14 protein-coding genes are annotated in these 17,518 nt (G+C 60.3%); 13 read left to right on the top strand and 1 reads right to left on the bottom strand.

The genetic code is table 11. The features are described 5' to 3' along the window. Positions 1-46: 46 nt before the first annotated feature. From recJ to GNF76_RS02795, 4 genes are all read left to right on the top strand, one after another. On the top strand, positions 47-1,756 hold the full coding sequence (recJ, locus tag GNF76_RS02810) for a single-stranded-DNA-specific exonuclease RecJ (RefSeq protein ID WP_155581667.1): 1,710 nt from the start codon (positions 47-49) through the stop codon (positions 1,754-1,756). A 156-nt stretch (positions 1,757-1,912) separates the two neighbouring features. Next, on the top strand, positions 1,913-3,019 hold the full coding sequence (locus GNF76_RS02805) for an NADH:flavin oxidoreductase/NADH oxidase (RefSeq protein ID WP_155581666.1): 1,107 nt from the start codon (positions 1,913-1,915) through the stop codon (positions 3,017-3,019). A gap of 105 nt (positions 3,020-3,124) precedes the next feature. Further along, a complete protein-coding gene (locus GNF76_RS02800) occupies positions 3,125-3,658 on the top strand; it encodes a GNAT family N-acetyltransferase (protein ID WP_155581665.1) in 534 nt (177 codons plus the stop codon). A gap of 217 nt (positions 3,659-3,875) precedes the next feature. Then, on the top strand, positions 3,876-4,061 hold the full coding sequence (locus GNF76_RS02795; protein ID WP_155581664.1) for a hypothetical protein: 186 nt from the start codon (positions 3,876-3,878) through the stop codon (positions 4,059-4,061). A 47-nt stretch (positions 4,062-4,108) separates the two neighbouring features. Here the strand turns inward: GNF76_RS02795 and GNF76_RS02790 are convergent, their stop codons facing one another. After that, positions 4,109-5,734 (bottom strand): glucan biosynthesis protein D, encoded by a 1,626-nt coding sequence (locus GNF76_RS02790; protein ID WP_155581663.1) that lies wholly within the window; start codon positions 5,732-5,734, stop codon positions 4,109-4,111. A gap of 314 nt (positions 5,735-6,048) precedes the next feature. Between GNF76_RS02790 and GNF76_RS02785 the strand changes: the two genes are divergently transcribed. From GNF76_RS02785 to prfB, 9 genes are all read left to right on the top strand, one after another. Continuing rightward, a complete protein-coding gene (locus tag GNF76_RS02785; protein WP_155581662.1) occupies positions 6,049-6,762 on the top strand; it encodes a tellurite resistance TerB family protein in 714 nt (237 codons plus the stop codon). Between the two features lie 929 nt (positions 6,763-7,691). Beyond that, complete coding sequence (locus GNF76_RS02780; RefSeq protein WP_178123150.1) at positions 7,692-9,314, top strand: methyl-accepting chemotaxis protein; 1,623 nt, start codon at positions 7,692-7,694, stop codon at positions 9,312-9,314. After that, positions 9,314-9,835, top strand: coding sequence for a chemotaxis protein CheW (locus GNF76_RS02775; RefSeq protein ID WP_155581661.1), 522 nt, complete (start codon positions 9,314-9,316; stop codon positions 9,833-9,835). The genes GNF76_RS02780 and GNF76_RS02775 overlap by 1 nt, the downstream gene beginning before the upstream one ends. Then, the gene (locus GNF76_RS02770) at positions 9,835-11,097 is read left to right on the top strand and encodes a CheR family methyltransferase (RefSeq protein ID WP_155581660.1); all 1,263 of its coding nucleotides are present in this window, start codon (positions 9,835-9,837) and stop codon (positions 11,095-11,097) included. The genes GNF76_RS02775 and GNF76_RS02770 overlap by 1 nt, the downstream gene beginning before the upstream one ends. Beyond that, entirely contained in the window at positions 11,094-11,792 is a 699-nt protein-coding gene (locus tag GNF76_RS02765) for a chemotaxis protein CheW (RefSeq protein WP_155581659.1), read from the top strand. Before GNF76_RS02770 ends, GNF76_RS02765 begins: the two co-directional genes overlap by 4 nt. After that, positions 11,789-14,065 (top strand): hybrid sensor histidine kinase/response regulator, encoded by a 2,277-nt coding sequence (locus tag GNF76_RS02760; RefSeq protein ID WP_155581658.1) that lies wholly within the window; start codon positions 11,789-11,791, stop codon positions 14,063-14,065. Before GNF76_RS02765 ends, GNF76_RS02760 begins: the two co-directional genes overlap by 4 nt. Then, complete coding sequence (gene cheB, locus GNF76_RS02755; RefSeq protein WP_155581657.1) at positions 14,062-15,072, top strand: chemotaxis response regulator protein-glutamate methylesterase; 1,011 nt, start codon at positions 14,062-14,064, stop codon at positions 15,070-15,072. The genes GNF76_RS02760 and cheB overlap by 4 nt, the downstream gene beginning before the upstream one ends. Positions 15,073-15,123: 51 nt before the next feature. After that, positions 15,124-16,125, top strand: a complete 1,002-nt coding sequence (locus GNF76_RS02750) for a diguanylate cyclase (protein WP_155581656.1) — start codon at positions 15,124-15,126, stop codon at positions 16,123-16,125. A gap of 291 nt (positions 16,126-16,416) precedes the next feature. Next, a protein-coding gene (gene prfB, locus GNF76_RS02745; protein ID WP_155581655.1) for a peptide chain release factor 2 occupies positions 16,417-17,512 on the top strand; the annotation gives its coding sequence in 2 pieces (ribosomal slippage) (positions 16,417-16,488 and positions 16,490-17,512; 1,095 coding nt in all). Positions 17,513-17,518 lie beyond the last annotated feature (6 nt).

Here is a 17,518-nt window from a genome sequence, read left to right as displayed (position 1 = left end):
TGTTTTCATTTTCAACGTTGTATCAAAGAGAAGCCCCCGTCATCCCATGCGTATCGATCCCCGTCCGTTGCCCGCCATCCTGCCGTTTCTCGGTGAACTGCCACCGCTGTTGACCCGTCTCTACGCCGCGCGCGGGGTGCAATCGGAAGCCGAACTGGATAAAAGCCTGGCGCGGTTGATTCCGTATCAGCAGCTCAAGGGCATCGATGCCGCCGTGGACTTGCTGGTGACGGCGCTGGAGCAACGCCAGCGGATCCTGATCGTCGGCGACTTCGATGCGGACGGTGCCACCGCCAGTACCGTGGGTACCCTTGGCTTGCGCTTGCTGGGTGCCGCTCACGTCGACTACCTGGTGCCTAATCGCTTCGAATACGGCTACGGCCTGACCCCGGAAATCGTCGCCGTGGCCCTGCAACGCCAGCCACAGCTGCTGATCACCGTGGACAACGGCATCTCCAGCGTCGAAGGCGTGGCGGCGGCGAAAGCGGCGGGGCTCAAGGTGCTGGTGACCGATCACCACTTGCCGGGCGACGAACTGCCGGCGGCCGATGCCATCGTCAACCCCAACCAGCCAGGCTGTGAATTTCCCAGCAAGGCCCTGGCCGGCGTCGGCGTGATTTTTTACGTGCTGATGGCTTTGCGCGCCCGTTTGCGCAGCCTCGGCTGGTACGACAGCAAACCGCAGCCGAACATCGGCGAACTGCTGGATCTGGTCGCCCTCGGCAGTGTCGCCGACGTGGTACCCCTGGACGCCAACAATCGCATCCTGGTCCACCAGGGCCTGGAACGCATTCGTGCCGGTCGCGCCCGGCCGGGCATCAAGGCGATCCTCGAAGTGGCCAAGCGCGATCACGCCCGCATCACGTCCACCGACCTGGGCTTTATCCTCGGCCCACGACTGAACGCCGCCGGTCGCCTGGACGACATGAGCCTGGGCATTGAATGCCTGCTCACCAGTGATGTTGCCGCCGCTCGGGAAATGGCTGCACAACTGGATGGCATGAACCAGGACCGCAAATCCATCGAGCAAGGTATGCAGCGCGAGGCCCTGGCCCAGCTCAAGGACTTGCCGGTGGAGTCGATGCCCTATGGCTTGTGTCTGTTCGATCCGGAATGGCACCAAGGTGTCATTGGGATTCTGGCTTCGCGGATGAAGGAGCGGTATTTCCGTCCGACTATCGCCTTTGCCGATGCCGGCGACGGCTTGCTCAAGGGATCGGGGCGTTCGGTGCCGGGCTTTCATATTCGCGATGCGCTGGCGGTGGTGGCCAGCCAGCATCCGAGCTTGATTGCCAAGTACGGTGGTCATGCCATGGCGGCGGGGCTGACCTTGCCTGAGGCCAACTTCCCGCTGTTCGCCGAAGCCTTTGACGCTGAAGTGCGTCGGCAACTGCGCGAAGAAGACCTCACCGGGCGGCTGTTGTCTGATGGCACCCTGGCGGTCGAGGAGTTTCACCTGGAACTGGCGCGTGCCCTGCGCAACGCCGGTCCTTGGGGGCAACACTTCCCCGAGCCGTTGTTTCACGGGGTGTTCCAGTTGGTGGAGCAGCGGGTGGTGGGCGAGCGGCATCTAAAAGTCGTGCTCAAGAGCGAATGTGGTTCAGTGAAACTCGATGGCATTGCTTTTGGCATTGATCGGGAAATCTGGCCAAACCCGACCATTCGCTGGGTGGAACTGGCCTACAAACTTGATGTGAACGAATTCCGGGGCCAGGAAACCGTGCAGTTGATGATCGCGCATATCGAACCGCGCTGAACCCTCCAAGATCCCGTGTTGTCGACTAGGCTCTAAGCACTGTGTGATTGGTCTTGTGACCTTGTCCTGTTTCAGCCTACCGGGGGGTAGGTATTTTCGTCGACCTTTCAAACAGAACCCTGGAGCCAGCCCACCGGATACGAGAAGAGGTGCCCCATGAGTCTGCTGCTTGAACCCTATACCCTGCGCCAACTGACCCTGCTCAACCGCATTGCCGTGTCGCCGATGTGCCAGTACTCAAGCACAGACGGGCTGGCCAATGACTGGCACCTGGTGCACCTCGGCAGTCGTGCCGTGGGCGGCGCCGGGCTGATTTTTACCGAAGCCACTGCTGTTACCGCCGATGGTCGTATCACCGCCCAGGACCTGGGGCTGTGGAACGATGAACAGATCGAACCCTTGCAACGCATCACCCGCTTTATCAGTGCCCAGGGCGCGGTAGCGGGGATTCAATTGGCCCACGCCGGGCGCAAGGCCAGTACCCACCGGCCGTGGCTCGGCAAGCACGGCAGCGTCAAGCCAGGCGACGGTGGCTGGCAGCCGGTTGGCCCGTCGCCGATTGCCTTCGACCCGCAGCACACGTCACCGAAACCATTGGACGAAGAGCAACTCCAGGCTGTGATCGAAGCCTTTGTTGCGTCGGCCCAGCGTGCCCTGGTCGCCGGTTTCAAAGTGGTGGAAATCCACGCAGCCCACGGCTACCTGTTGCATCAATTTCTTTCGCCCTTGAGCAATCAGCGGCAGGACCAATACGGCGGCTCGTTTGAAAACCGCATCCGCCTGGTGCTGCAAGTGACCGAAGCCGTACGCGCGGTCTGGCCGCAAGAACTGCCGTTGTTTGTACGGCTCTCGGCCACCGACTGGGTGGAAGACGGCTGGAACCCGGATGAAACCGTAGAGCTGGCGCGCCGGCTGAAAGGGCTGGGTGTTGACTTGATCGACGTGTCGTCCGGAGGCACCGCCGCCAATGCGGAAATCCCGATAGGCCCCGGCTATCAAACACGCTTCGCCGAGCGTGTGCGCAAAGAGTCCGGGATAGCCACCGGTACCGTGGGCATGATTACCGAGCCGGCTCAAGCCGAGCACATCCTGCGTACCTGCCAGGCTGACATCATCTTCCTCGCCCGTGAGTTGTTGCGTGATCCGTATTGGCCGCTGCACGCCGACGATGACCTGGGTGGGCGAAAGGCGATCTGGCCGGCACAGTATCAACGGGCGACACACCGCGACCAGCCGATTCATGAGTCGGACTTGCGGGACTGACAGGCTGTTTGTTCGATCAGGACCCACCGCTGACAACGGTGGGTTTTTTCTTGCTCGTTGTCAGAGAAGTCGTGATCCTTGGTCATCCGAAAGCTGGAATCCATCATGCTGATTGAACGTGCTTTAAAAGAGACCGACATTTCTCTGTTGGCACTCATTGATCGCACCGAACTGATCAACGAGTGCTATCGCCTGGAAAACGGCGAACTGCTGTTGTACCCCGAGCACCATGACATGCGCGGCTGGCCCGAGGGTGAAGCGGAGCAGGACGCCGTGGCCTTGCATGCCTGCTTCAAGCGCGGCGGCTGGTTGCATGGGGTGTTTGACGGTGAACAACTGGTGGCGGCCGTGGTGGTGGACACCCGGGTTATCCACAATCAGGGGCTGCAGATGCGTCAGCTCAAATTCCTGCATGTCAGCCAGGGTGCTCGTGGGCTTGGTCTGGGTGGACGGTTGTTCGCCCTGGCCTGTCAGCACGGGGTCAGCGTCGGCGCCCAGGCTTTGTATGTATCGGCAACCGGGTCGCGTAATACCGTGGATTTCTATCTCAGGCACGGCTGCCGCTTAGTCAGTCAGCCCGATCCTGAGTTGTATCGCCAAGAGCCCGAGGATATTCATCTGTTCCGGATGCTCCCATGACATCAGTCGGAAAAGGCTGTAGGTCGTTGCCGTATAAGTGCTTTTTTTAAGTGATTGCTCTAAAAAAATCTCACATGCGCCTGGATAGTTTCTACGCTTTAAGTAAGGCGGATTTCTGGCCCAGGAAGTCAGTCTGTTTATCCACGGAAGCATTGCGCTTCACGGGAGGAGGTTATGGGCACAAGGAGTCGATGTTTATGACACGGAGAAAGAGTCCATGGCCAAAACCTATGGTTTAGCGGGTGTTCTGGAGTTTTTTCTGACCCGTAAGTTGTCGTTACGCCGTCGTTGGTTGAGTTCGGATGAGGCGCAATTGCTGGAGCAGTACCGTGCCCTGACCGAAAACGATCAGGTGGCGATGCGGTACCTGATTGGGGCAATGCAGAGTATTTCGCGGTTCTGAAAAAGGCGTTGATCGTTCCCGCGTAGTGGGAACGATCAACGTGCCTGTCAGGTGTATTTGCGCTTGTCTGGCGCCGGAGGGAAGTACTGGTACAGCCAGGTTTCACTCAGGGTCCGGTCCTGGGTGCGAATAAACAGCCGCAGCTCTACGGGCTCCACGCTGTCACTGGTCGGGTACCAGTCGAAGAGGATTCGATAGCCTTTGATGGCGTCGAGTACCAGCACGCTGAAATCTTTCACTTCACCATGGGAGCAGGTGACTACCGGCTCGATGCCTGTGCCCTCGGGCAAGCGGTCCAGGCCGCCACCGTTGAAGTCCACGGCAAAACGCCGGGCCCAAACCTTGGGATAATGCTCACCCGGTGCCCAACCTTCAGTGAAACCGCCCATGCCTGAACGGGTGGCGTTGACCTGCGCCAGCGGTGTACTGACCGGCGGCAGGGCACTCCAGTAAAGCTTATAGCCATAGTTCAGGGAGTCGCCGGCGGCTACGGGTGTTTTCGGGGTCCAGAAGGCCACGATGTTGTCCAGGGTCTCTCCGGTGGTAGGAATTTCCAGCAGGTCGATCGAGCCTTCGCCCCACGCGGTTGTCGGCTCTACCCACAGGCTTGGGCGCTTGCTGTACCAGTCGACGGTGTCCTGGTAGCTGGCGAACTCATGGTCGGTCTGTACCAGGCCGAAACCTTTTGGGTCCTTGTCGGCGAAGGCGTTGAATTGCAGGGTGGCCGGGTTGTTCAGCGGGCGGCAGATCCACTCGCCATTGCCACGCCACATCGCCAGGCGATCCGAGTCGTGGATCTGCGGGTGGATGGTGTCGCACATCCGGCGCTCATGAGTGCCACAACTGAACATGCTGGTCATCGGCGCGATGCCCAGTTGCTCGATGGCGGTGCGGGCGTTGATGTGGGCGTCGATCCCCATGACCACCTGGTTAGCCTGGCAGTCGATGTCGAAGCGGTAGGCGCCGGTAGCGCTCGGCGAGTCCAGCAGGGCATAGACCACGAAACGGGTGCTGTCCTTGTCCGGGGTCTCGAACCAGAACTGGGTGAAGTCGGGGAACTCCTCACGTTTTTTCGCGTAGGTGTCGATAGCCAGGCCGCGCGCGGAAAGCCCGTACTGGCCGGTGGAATCCACCGCGCGGAAATAGCTGGCGCCGAGGAAAGACAGCACATCATGGCGATCCAGCTCCGGCGCCTTGAACAGCTTGAATCCGGAAAAACCCAGGTCGCCCTTGAGCTGTTGGGTGTCGACTGTGGTTTTTGCGTAGTTGAACAGTGACGGCCGGAAATGCACCTCGCGGGACATACGGGTCTTAGGGTCGACACTGTGCATGCGCACCGGTGTCTTGAAGCCCATGCCGACGTGAAAGAACTGCACATCCAACTGGCCGTTCAATTCCTTCCACAACGAATGGTTGCCGTCGTAACCGATGGCATTGAAATTCTGCGGGGTCATGTTGGCCAGGGTGGGAGGCAGCACCTGCTTGGTGTCCTGATATTGCGTGTTGGCCAATTGCTTGGCCTGGGCCTTCAGTGCCTCGAAGTCGAAGGCCAGGGCGTCGCCATCCGCGGCACGATTCCCTGCCCAGGCCTGGGCGGCCAACAGACCGCTGGCCGACAGACCGGTATAAGCCGCGATGGCCATGGACGCTTTGAGCAAATTCCTGCGGTGCATAGATACAACCTGTCGTGAGCAATCCCGTGCCGTTCCTGGCACGTGCTGGATCAAAGATAACGGTTCGGACATGCCTTCGGCCAAACGCAACGGACATTAAACAGATGCCAAATAGCTTAAGCCGTTCGGTGTCGAAGGAAAAATGATTGATGGCGGGGTGATGGCCTTGTATGTGAAACAAGACGTGTCGGCTCAAGCCTGAAGTTACAAGAGCGGTGTTACATCTGGAAGTACTCTAGGGCGTGGGACTTTGGCACTTAGTTTTACGCTGTGGGCCGAATGAATCCTATGAACTGAAGTTTCTGGAGGCTGCGATGAATACCCGTGGGTTGCTTGATCAGTTGCTCAAGTCCGGTCAGGACATGTTGCAAAACAAGGCTGGCGGTCAGCGTAAAAGCGAGGACAAAGGCGCTCTGGGCGGGTTGCTCGGCAGTGGCGGGCTCGGCAGTTTGCTGGGCGGGGCGGGTGGTGGCGCCCTGGCGGCCGGGGCTATGGGTTTGTTGCTGGGTAACAAGAAAGCCCGCAAATTTGGTGGTAAGGCGCTGACTTATGGTGGTCTGGCAGCGTTGGGGGTGATTGCCTATAAGGCTTATGGCAACTGGCAGGCGCAGCAGGCCAGTGCGCCGCAGGGGGAACCTCAGACCATTGATCGTTTGCCAGCGGCTCAGGTTGAGCAGCATAGCCAGGCGATCCTCAAGGCGCTGGTGGCGGCGGCCAAGGCGGATGGGCATGTGGATGAGCGTGAGCGGGCGTTGATTGAAGGGGAGTTCACCAAACTCGATAGCGATCGGGAGTTGCAACAGTGGTTGCATGCGGAACTCAACAAGCCCCTGGATCCGACGGATGTGGCGCGGGCGGCGAGTACGCCGGAGATGGCGGCTGAGATGTATATCGCCAGTGTGATGTTGGTGGATGAGGAGAACTTCATGGAGAAGGCCTACCTTGATGAGCTGGCGCGGCAGCTTAAGTTGGAGCCGGGGTTGAAGGTTGAGTTGGAGCGGCAGGTGAGGCAAGCGGTTGCGGGGTGATGGGGTACATATCCGTTTTTGCGGTAATGGCTGCTATTGGTTCCGCTCTTACAGCGGGTCACTTTGGAAAAGAGCCCCAAAGTAACCAAAGGGCTCTTGCCCCACCACTCGGTGCCTCGCCTAGGCTCGGCATGCCCTCACTCCGGCATTGCTCCGTGGGCCGCCGCAATGGGCCATCCCTGGCCCAGTGCGGCTAAACCGGCGTCCTGCCGGTTTACCCACGGACCAATGCCTGCGTTCAGCCAGCGTGGTTTAACGGGGCGCCTAAGATCAAAATCAAAAGCACGGCGGCCTGAAAGCCGACCTGAGTGGTAGAAGCAAAGGCAAGGGCCAGAGCGAAAGCAGATCTGCTTTTCTGTGGGAGCTGGCTTGCCTGCGATGCAGACAACTCGGTCTTTCAGGAACACCGAGGTGATGCCATCGCAGGCAAGCCAGCTCCCACAGTCGACCATGCCCGCTTTTGATCTTGCCTTTGCTTCACACCACTCAAGCCGGCCGGTAGGCCGCTGTGTTCTTGATCTGCTTTTGATGTTGATCTTAGGCGCCCCGTTAAACCACGCTGGCCGAACGCAGGTATTACGGAGTGGGTAAACCGGCAGGACGCCGGTTTAGCCGCGTTGGGCCATGGATGGCCCGTCGCGGCGGCCCACGGAGTAATGCCTGCGTTCGGGCACACCGAGCCTGAGCGAGGTGCCGAGTGGTGGGGCAAGAGCCTTTTGGTTACTTTTGGGCTCTTTTCAAAAGTGACCCGCTGTAAGAGCGGAACCAATAGCGGCCGTCACCGCAAAAACGGATATGCACACCAAACAACCTGCCCCCCCCCCACAATCTTTTTGCATTCCCTGAGACCCACCCCACAACCCATTGATAGATGATGGCATTTGCTCAGCTATACTCCCCTCCATTTGATCGGCCCTCGAGGAATTACTGTGAAGAACTGGACTTTGCGCCAAAGGATTTTGGCGAGCTTTGCGGTCATTATCGCCATCATGTTGCTGATGGTCGTGGTCTCGTACTCACGGTTGCTGAAGATCGAAGTCAGCGAGACATCGGTCCGCGACGACGCCGTACCGGGGGTGTTTTTCAGCTCGATGATCCGCAGCGCCTGGGTCGACAGCTATCTGCAAACCCAGGAATTGATTGGTTTGCATAAAAACCAGGGCATTTCTGACGCCGACAAGCAGGACTACAAATCTTTCGAAGCACGCCTTGAGCAGCACATGGCCAGTTACGCGGCCACGATCAACCTGGACCAGGATCGGAGCGAGTTCGATACCTTCGAAAATCTGCACCAGGCCTACAACAAAATCCTCGCTCAGGTTCTGGACTTGCACTTGGCTAACAATGACGACGATGCGGTCAAGATGTTTAACGAGCAACTGACACCGGCCTGGACCGCAGGCCGCATGAAGCTCAACGACATCATCAACGAGAACAAACAAGTGGCGGATCACGCTACTGCCGCGATTGACGATGCCGTGAACGCCGCGAAAATCAGCATGGGTGTCTCGCTGATCCTGGCGATCCTCGCTGCCGGTCTGTGTGGCCTGCTGCTGATGCGGGCGATCATGGCGCCGATGAACCGTATCGTCGATATCCTTGAGTCCATGCGCACCGGCGATCTGAGCAAGCGCCTGAACCTGGAGCGCAAGGACGAGTTCGGCGCCGTGGAAACCGGCTTCAACGACATGATGACCGAGCTGACCGCCCTGGTGTCCCAGGCCCAGCGCTCGTCGGTGCAGGTCACCACGTCGGTCACCGAGATTGCCGCCACCTCCAAGCAGCAACAGGCCACGGCCACCGAAACCGCCGCTACCACCACCGAAATCGGCGCCACGTCCCGGGAAATTGCAGCAACGTCCAAGGACCTTGTGCGCACCATGACGGAAGTGTCTACCGCTGCCGATCAGGCCTCGGTCGCCGCCGGTTCCGGCCAGCAAGGCTTGGCCCGTATGGAAGAAACCATGAATTCGGTGATGGGCGCCGCCGATCTGGTGAATGCCAAGCTGGCGATCCTCAACGAGAAGGCCGGCAACATCAACCAAGTGGTGGTGACCATCGTCAAGGTCGCCGACCAGACCAACCTGCTGTCCCTCAACGCCGCGATCGAGGCCGAGAAGGCCGGTGAATACGGTCGTGGTTTTGCCGTGGTTGCAACCGAAGTACGGCGTCTGGCAGACCAGACTGCCGTGGCCACCTACGACATCGAGCAGATGGTTCGTGAGATCCAGTCGGCGGTGTCTGCCGGTGTGATGGGCATGGACAAGTTCTCTGAAGAAGTGCGCCGTGGCATGTCCGAAGTGCAGCAAGTGGGCGAGCAACTGTCGCAGATCATTCATCAGGTCCAGGCCCTGGCGCCTCGTGTATTGATGGTCAACGAAGGCATGCAGGCCCAGGCCACCGGCGCCGAGCAGATCAACCACGCTCTGGTGCAATTGGGCGACGCCAGCAGCCAGACCGTGGAGTCTCTGCGCCAAGCCAGTTTCGCCATCGATGAACTGAGCCAGGTCGCGGTGGGTCTGCGCAGTGGCGTGTCGCGTTTCAAAGTCTGATGAGCGACCTCGCGGCTAAACGCGGCGCCGTTACGGCAGCGAAAAAAGCGTTGTTCCTGGTGTTTCACATCGCCAGCGAACGTTATGCCCTCAAGGCCACCGAGGTGGCCGAGGTGCTGCCGCGTTTGCCTTTGAAACCCATCGCTCATGCGCCTGTCTGGGTAGCCGGGATCTTTGCCCATCGCGGGGTGATGGTGCCGGTCATCGACCTCAGTGCCCTGACCTTTGGTTCACCGGCCCAGGCCCGAACCAGCACACGATTGGTGCTGGTCAACTATCGGCCCGAGCCTTGGGTCGATGCGCGCTGGCTGGGGCTGATCCTTGAACAGGCCACCGATACCCTGCGTTGTGACCCGGCGGACTTCCAGCCTTATGGCCTGGACAATCGCCAGGCGCCGTACCTGGGGCCGGTGCGTGAGGATGAGCGGGGTTTGATGCAATGGATCGGGGTGGCTGACCTGCTGACGGCCGAGGTACGGGCCTTGCTGTTTTCTGCCGACATGACGCCTGAGGAGGGGTGATGAGCAGTGACCAACGCTTTTTCGACTTCCTTAAAGAACGTATCGGCCTGGACGTCGCCTCGGTGGGCGAAGCCATTATTGAGCGTGCCGTGCGCCAGCGCAGTCAGGCCCTGCAGGCGCTGACCGCGGACCAGTACTGGCTGCATTTGCAGGGCTCCCATGATGAACAGCAAGCGCTGATCGAAGCGGTAATCGTCCCCGAGACCTGGTTTTTCCGTTACCCCGAATCCTTCGCCACCTTGGGTCGGCTGGCGCTGTCGCGGCTGGCCGAGATCAAGCAGATGCGCGCCTTGCGCATTCTCAGCTTGCCGTGTTCCACCGGCGAGGAGCCTTATTCAATTGCCATGGCCTTGCTCGATGCGGGGCTTGCGCCCCATCAGTTCAAGGTCCAGGGCATGGACGTCAGCCCATTGTCGGTGGAGCGTGCCCGGCGAGGGGTATATGGCAAGAATTCCTTTCGTGGTCAGGACATCGACTTTCGCGAGCGTCACTTTGCCGAGCAAAGCGATGGCTACCGGGTTTCGGACCGTGTTCGCGAACAAGTGCGCCTGCAAGTGGGCAACTTGTTGGACCCGGCGTTGTTGGCCAATGAGCCGACCTATGACTTCGTATTTTGCCGCAACCTGCTGATCTACTTTGATCAGCCGACGCAGAAACAGGTATTTGAAGTACTCAAAACCCTGACCCATGCCGACGGTGTGCTGTTTATCGGCCCCGCCGAGGGCAGCTTGCTGGGGCGTCTGGGCATGCGCTCGATTGGTGTGCCGCAATCTTTTGCGTTCAGCCGGCATGCTGAGCCCGTGCCCGAGCCGGTCTTTGCGCCGATGCCCGCGCCGGTACCTCAGCGCAGCGCGGCACCGATTCCTGCAAAACCTCGGCCTTTCAGCTCATTCAGTGCGCCGGTAATGCCAATCAAGGCCGCACCCGCGCATTCGGATGCTGCCGATTTACTCAGTCAGATCGCAATCCTGGCCAATGAAGGCAAAAGCCTCGAAGCCCGTGCTGCCTGCGAGCGTTATTTACAGAGCCATCCACCAGCGGCCCAGGTGTTTTATTGGCTGGGCCTGCTCAGTGATGTGGCCGGCAGCGCCCTGGAAGCCCAGGGCTATTATCGAAAAGCCTTGTACCTGGAGCCCCAGCACCCGCAGGCCTTGATGCATCTGGCCGCGTTGCTTGAATCCCAGGGTGATGTGGCGGGAGCCCGCCGTTTGCAGGCCCGTGCCGCCCGCAGCGAGCGAGCAGACAGTGAGCGTAAACGATGATTGATCCTGTATCCCTGGACCTCGGTATGGACCTGACCCTGGCCGACACCCAGGCCATCGACGACTGCTGGAACCGTATCGGTATCCACGGTGACAAATCCTGCCCTTTGCTGGCCGAACACATTCACTGCCGTAATTGCTCGGTGTACTCCGCCGCCGCCACCCGTCTGCTCGACCGTTATGCCTTGCAGCAGGACGACCGTCGGCCGGTGGCCACGGTAGAAGCTGATGGCGATATCGTTACGCGTTCGCTGCTGATGTTTCGCCTCGGCGAAGAATGGTTGGGCATCGCCACCCGTTGCCTGGTGGAAGTGGCGCCGATGCAGCCGATTCATTCTTTGCCTCACCAGCGCTCGCGGGCGCTGCTGGGGGTAGCCAATGTGCGTGGAGCCTTGGTGGCGTGCCTTTCGCTGGTGGAATTGTTGGGGCTGGACGGCTCCGGCAGCGGCCCCGGCGGTGGGAGGATCATGCCGCGCATGTTGATCATCGCGGCGCAAGACGGCCCAGTGGTGGTGCCGGTGGATGAAGTGGACGGTATCCATGCCATTGATGTGCGCACTTTGAAGGCGGCGTCTGCGTCCGGTACCCAAGCCAGCGCCCGCTTCACCCAAGGTGTATTGCAGTTCAAAGGCCGCAGCTTGCGCTGGCTGGACGAAGAACAATTGTTGTCCGCCGTGACCCGGAGTCTCACATGACCCCCGACCAGATGCGCGATGCGTCGCTGTTGGAACTGTTCAGTCTGGAAGCTGACGCCCAGACCCAGGTCCTTAGCGCTGGCCTGCTGGCCCTGGAGCGCAACCCGACCCAGGCCGACCAGCTTGAAGCCTGCATGCGTGCCGCCCATTCCCTCAAGGGCGCGGCGCGGATTGTTGGCGTGGATGCCGGGGTCAGCGTGTCCCATGTGATGGAGGACTGCCTGGTCAGTGCCCAGGAGGGCAGGCTTTACCTGCAACCGGAGCATATTGACGCGTTGCTGCAGGGCACCGACTTGCTGATGCGCATTGCCACCCCCGGCAACACGGTGGGCCCGGCGGATATCGAGGCGTATGTGGCGTTGATGGAGCGTTTGCTCGATCCGTCGCAATTGAGCGCCAAGGTCGCGCCCCCCACATTGCAACCAGAGCCAGCCTCTGCGCCGCTCGTCGAAGACCTGCCACCGGAGCCCGCGCTGCCAGTCAGCAGCGACGCGCCGCGGCAGAACAAGCGCATGACTGAAGGCGGCGAACGGGTATTGCGGGTCACTGCTGAACGTTTGAACAGCCTGTTGGACCTGTCCAGTAAATCCCTGGTGGAAACCCAACGGCTCAAACCGTATCTCGCCAGCCTGCAGCGTCTTAAACGCATCCAGAGCAACAGCTCCCGGGCACTGGACAACCTCGATGGCCAGCTCAAGCTCGTGGAACTGAGCCTGGAGGCCCAGGAAGCGCTGGCCGATACACGCCGCCTGTTAAGTGAAGCGCAGTCGCTGCTGGCGGAAAAAACCGCCGAGTTGGATGAGTTCGGCTGGCAGGCCGGGCAGCGTGCCCAAGTGCTTTACGACACCGCGCTGGCCTGCCGCATGCGGCCCTTTGCCGATGTGTTGGCCGGGCAGGTGCGCATGGTCCGCGACCTGGGCCGTAGCCTGGGCAAACAAGTGCGCCTGGAGATTGAAGGCGAGAAGACTCAGGTTGACCGCGACGTGCTGGAAAAGCTTGAAGCGCCGCTGACCCACTTATTGCGTAATGCCGTCGATCACGGCATCGAAACGCCCGAGCAACGTCTGCTGGCCGGCAAGCCGGCAGAAGGTCTGATCCGCCTGCGGGCTTCTCATCAGGCGGGCCTGCTGGTGCTGGAGCTGAGCGATGACGGCAACGGTGTCGACCTCGAGCGCCTGCGGGCCACCATCGTTGATCGCAATCTGTCGCCGCTGGAAACTGCCCTGCGGCTCAGTGAGGAAGAACTGCTGACGTTCCTGTTCCTGCCGGGTTTCAGCCTGCGGGACAAGGTCACCGAAGTCTCCGGGCGTGGTGTCGGCCTGGATGCGGTGCAGCACATGGTCCGTCAGTTGCGCGGCGCGGTGGTGCTGGAACAGACGGCGGGGCAGGGCAGTCGTTTCCATCTGGAAGTACCCCTGACTCTGTCGGTGGTGCGCAGCCTGGTGGTGGAAGTCGGGGATGAAGCCTATGCGTTCCCGCTGGCCCATATCGAGCGCATGTGCGACCTGGAGCCCGATGACATCGTGCAGGTGGAAGGTCGCCAGCATTTCTGGCATGAAGGCCGGCATGTTGGCCTGGTGGCTGCCAGTCAATTGCTGCATCGGCCGCCAGGGCAGAGCAATGAGGAGACCCTCAAGGTCGTGGTGATCCGCGAGCGGGAGGCGGTCTATGGCATCGCCGTGGAGCGTTTTATCGGCGAGCGTACGCTGGTGGTGTTGCCGCTGGATGACCGATTGGGCAAGGTCCAGGACATCTCCGCCGGGGCTTTGCTCGATGATGGTTCGGTGGTGTTGATCGTCGATGTCGAGGACATGCTGCGCTCGGTCGACAAATTGCTGAATACCGGTCGTCTGGAGCGCATTGCCCGGCGCAATCAGCACGTCGTCGAAGTGGCGCGCAAGCGTATTCTGGTGGTGGATGATTCGCTCACCGTGCGCGAGTTGCAGCGCAAGCTGTTGCTCAATCGTGGTTATGACGTGGCGGTTGCGGTGGATGGTATGGACGGCTGGAATGCCTTGCGCTCCGAAGACTTTGACCTGCTCATCACTGACATTGATATGCCTCGCATGGACGGTATTGAATTGGTCACACTCTTGCGCCGTGATACCCGTCTGCAGTCGTTGCCGGTGATGGTGGTTTCCTACAAAGATCGAGAAGAAGACCGGCGCCGTGGACTGGACGCTGGGGCCGACTATTATCTAGCCAAGGCTAGTTTCCATGATGACGCACTGCTGGATGCGGTGGTGGAGCTGATTGGAGGTGCCAGGGCATGAAGATCGCTATTGTCAATGACATGCCGCTGGCCGTTGAGGCGTTGCGCCGGGCCTTGAGCCTGGAGCCGGCCCATGAAGTGGTGTGGGTGGCCAGCAACGGCCTGGAAGCGGTGCAGCGTTGTGCCGAGTTGACGCCGGACCTGATCCTGATGGACTTGATCATGCCGGTGATGGATGGCGTGGAGGCTACCCGACAGATCATGGCCGAGACCCCGTGTGCGATTGTTATCGTCACCGTGGACCGCCAAGCCAATGTCAGCCGTGTCTTCGAAGCCATGGGGCACGGTGCTCTGGACGTAGTGGATACCCCGGCCCTGGGGGTGGGTGATGCCAAGGAAGCGGCGGCGCCGTTGCTGCGCAAGATCCTCAATATCGGTTGGCTGATTGGCCAGCGGGGCGCTCGTGTACGTGCCGAGCCCGCGCCGCAGCGGGTCATGGGTAAGCGCCAGAGGCTGGTAGCCATTGGCTCTTCCGCCGGTGGTCCGGCCGCCCTGGAAGTGCTGCTCAAGGGCTTGCCGCGAGATTTCTCGGCGGCCATTGTACTGGTGCAGCATGTGGACCAGGTGTTCGCCGCTGGCATGGCGGAATGGCTGAGCAGTGCTTCGGGCCTGCCGGTACGCCTGGCGCGGGAAGGTGAGCCGCCGCAAAGTGGCGTGGTGTTGCTGGCAGGCACCAATCATCATATTCGGCTATTGAAGAACGGCACGCTGGCTTACACCGCCGAGCCGGTAAACGAGATCTACCGGCCGTCCATCGACGTGTTTTTCGAGAGTGTCGCCAGTTACTGGAGCGGCGATGCCGTCGGCGTATTGCTGACAGGCATGGGGCGCGACGGGGCTCAGGGACTCAAACTGATGCGTCAGCAAGGCTACCTGACCATCGCCCAGGACCAGCAAAGCAGCGCGGTGTATGGCATGCCTAAAGCGGCAGCCGCGATCGACGCTGCTGTTGAAATTCGCCCATTGGACAGAATTGCGCCACGATTGCTGGAGATATTCGCAAAATGACCGATATAACTCGCGTCCTGGCCGGCAAAGCAGTAATTCAGGTGACCGCAAATGAATGATTTACAACTCGATGACTTCAAGACCGACGAGAACGCCGCCATGGTGTTGCTGGTCGACGATCAGGCGATGATCGGCGAAGCCGTGCGGCGTGGCCTGGCCCAAGAAGACAATATCGACTTCCACTTTTGCGCCGACCCGCATCAGGCCATTGCCCAGGCGATCCGCATCAAGCCAACGGTAATCCTTCAGGACCTGGTGATGCCGGGCCTGGACGGGCTGACCCTGGTACGCGAATACCGTAACCACCCGGCCACGCAGAATATTCCGATCATCGTGCTTTCGACCAAGGAAGACCCGCTGATCAAGAGCGCGGCGTTTGCGGCCGGGGCCAACGATTACCTGGTCAAGTTGCCGGACAATATTGAGCTGGTGGCGCGGATTCGCTACCACTCGCGCTCCTACATGACCCTGTTGCAGCGGGACGCGGCGTATCGCGCGCTGCGAGTCAGCCAACAGCAATTGCTCGACACCAACCTGGTATTGCAGCGGCTGATGAACTCCGACGGCCTGACCGGGCTGTCCAACCGCCGGCACTTTGACGAGTATCTGGAACTGGAATGGCGCCGCGCGATGCGCGACCAGACCCAATTGTCGCTGCTGATGATCGACGTGGACTTCTTCAAGACCTACAACGACAGTTTTGGCCACCTGGAAGGCGACGAAGCCTTGCGCAAAGTGGCCGCGACCATTCGCGACGCCAGCAGTCGTCCCTCGGACCTGCCGGCCCGTTATGGCGGTGAAGAGTTCGCCCTGGTGCTGCCCAATACCTCACCGGGTGGTGCACGGCTGGTGGCCGAGAAACTGCGCCAAGCCGTGGCGGCCCTGAAAATCCCCCACATCACCCCGGCCGAAGGCGCGAGCCTGACCATCAGCATTGGCCTGTCGACCATGACGCCGCTGCAGGGCACCGATTGCCGGCAGCTGATTTCGGCGGCAGACAAGGGGTTGTACCTGGCCAAGCATAATGGGCGCAATCAGGTGGGTATCGAATAGCCGAAACACCACAAAACCCTTGTAAGGCTTGCTCGCAAATGCGGTGTAGCCGCTGCCGAGGTACGAGGCTGCGATGGGCTGCGCAGTGGCCCCAGGGGCGGTCCTGCGGACACGCATCGCAGCCTCGTACCTCGGCAGCGGCTACAACCGCATTCGCGCTCCCACATTTGTTCTGTGTTGATGCACTGATCGCACTCAAACCCGCCTTTTCAGCCAAGCGGACTGCCGTTTCCAGCCGTTTGCCGTTATACTCGCCGGCTTTCAAAAGTTCGCCAACGAGTGCTGCCCGCCATGGAAATCAACCCGATCCTTAACAGTATCAAGGACCTGTCCGAGCGCTCCGAAACTATTCGGGGGTATCTTTGACTACGATCAAAAGCATGAGCGTCTGACCGAGGTCAATCGCGAGCTTGAAGATCCGAGTGTCTGGAACAACCCTGCCTATGCCCAGGAACTGGGGCGCGAGCGCTCCCTGCTGGCGCAGATCGTAGAAACCCTCGATGAGATGCACTCAGGCCTGGCCGATGCCAAGGACCTGCTGCTGATGTCTGCCGAGGAAGAAGACCAGGGCGCCGTCGATGACGTGGCCGCTGAAGTCGAGCGCCTGCGCGAGGCCCTGGAAAAACTCGAATTCCGTCGTATGTTCAGCGGTGAGATGGATGCCAACAACGCCTACCTGGATATCCAGGCCGGTTCCGGTGGCACCGAGGCCCAGGACTGGGCCAACATCCTGCTGCGCATGTACCTGCGCTGGGCTGACAAGCGCGGTTTCGACGCGACCATCATGGAACTGTCCGCTGGTGAAGTCGCCGGGATCAAGGGCGCGACCGTGCACATCAAGGGTGAATACGCCTTTGGTTGGTTGCGTACCGAGATCGGCGTACACCGCCTGGTGCGCAAGAGTCCGTTCGACTCCGGCAACCGTCGCCATACCTCGTTCTCGGCTGTGTTCGTGTCGCCGGAAATCGATGACAACATCGAAATCGACATCAACCCCTCGGACCTGCGCATCGACACCTACCGCTCCTCGGGTGCCGGTGGTCAACACGTAAACACCACCGACTCGGCCGTACGGATTACTCACGTACCGTCCAACACCGTGGTCAGTTGCCAGAACGAACGTTCCCAGCATGCGAACAAAGACACCGCGATGAAAATGTTGCGGGCCCGTTTGTATGAGCAGGAAGTGCAGAAGCGCAATGCCGCGTCCCAGGCCCTGGAAGACACCAAGTCCGATATCGGCTGGGGTCATCAGATTCGCTCCTACGTGCTCGACGCGTCGCGAATCAAGGACCTGCGCACCAACATTGAACGCAGCGACTGCGATAAAGTCCTCGACGGCGATATCGACGAGTACCTGGTGGCCAGCCTGAAACAAGGCCTGTAACCGTCA

It is taken from the genome of Pseudomonas spelaei (assembly GCF_009724245.1).
In the GTDB taxonomy this organism is placed as follows: Bacteria; Pseudomonadota; Gammaproteobacteria; order Pseudomonadales; family Pseudomonadaceae; genus Aquipseudomonas; species Aquipseudomonas spelaei.
Note: the sequence above shows the minus strand (reverse complement) of the source record. Positions and strands in the feature narration are given on the sequence as shown.

Coding starts and splice junctions, on each gene's coding strand:
- GNF76_RS02760 (WP_155581658.1), top strand. CDS start 11,789: ATGACCCCCGACCAGATGCGCGATGCGTCGCTGTTGGAACTGTTCAGT.
- GNF76_RS02750 (WP_155581656.1), top strand. CDS start 15,124: ATGAATGATTTACAACTCGATGACTTCAAGACCGACGAGAACGCCGCC.
- GNF76_RS02800 (WP_155581665.1), top strand. CDS start 3,125: ATGCTGATTGAACGTGCTTTAAAAGAGACCGACATTTCTCTGTTGGCA.
- GNF76_RS02790 (WP_155581663.1), bottom strand. CDS start 5,734: ATGCACCGCAGGAATTTGCTCAAAGCGTCCATGGCCATCGCGGCTTAT.
- cheB (WP_155581657.1), top strand. CDS start 14,062: ATGAAGATCGCTATTGTCAATGACATGCCGCTGGCCGTTGAGGCGTTG.
- GNF76_RS02795 (WP_155581664.1), top strand. CDS start 3,876: ATGGCCAAAACCTATGGTTTAGCGGGTGTTCTGGAGTTTTTTCTGACC.
- recJ (WP_155581667.1), top strand. CDS start 47: ATGCGTATCGATCCCCGTCCGTTGCCCGCCATCCTGCCGTTTCTCGGT.
- GNF76_RS02765 (WP_155581659.1), top strand. CDS start 11,094: ATGATTGATCCTGTATCCCTGGACCTCGGTATGGACCTGACCCTGGCC.
- GNF76_RS02775 (WP_155581661.1), top strand. CDS start 9,314: ATGAGCGACCTCGCGGCTAAACGCGGCGCCGTTACGGCAGCGAAAAAA.
- GNF76_RS02805 (WP_155581666.1), top strand. CDS start 1,913: ATGAGTCTGCTGCTTGAACCCTATACCCTGCGCCAACTGACCCTGCTC.
- GNF76_RS02785 (WP_155581662.1), top strand. CDS start 6,049: ATGAATACCCGTGGGTTGCTTGATCAGTTGCTCAAGTCCGGTCAGGAC.
- GNF76_RS02770 (WP_155581660.1), top strand. CDS start 9,835: ATGAGCAGTGACCAACGCTTTTTCGACTTCCTTAAAGAACGTATCGGC.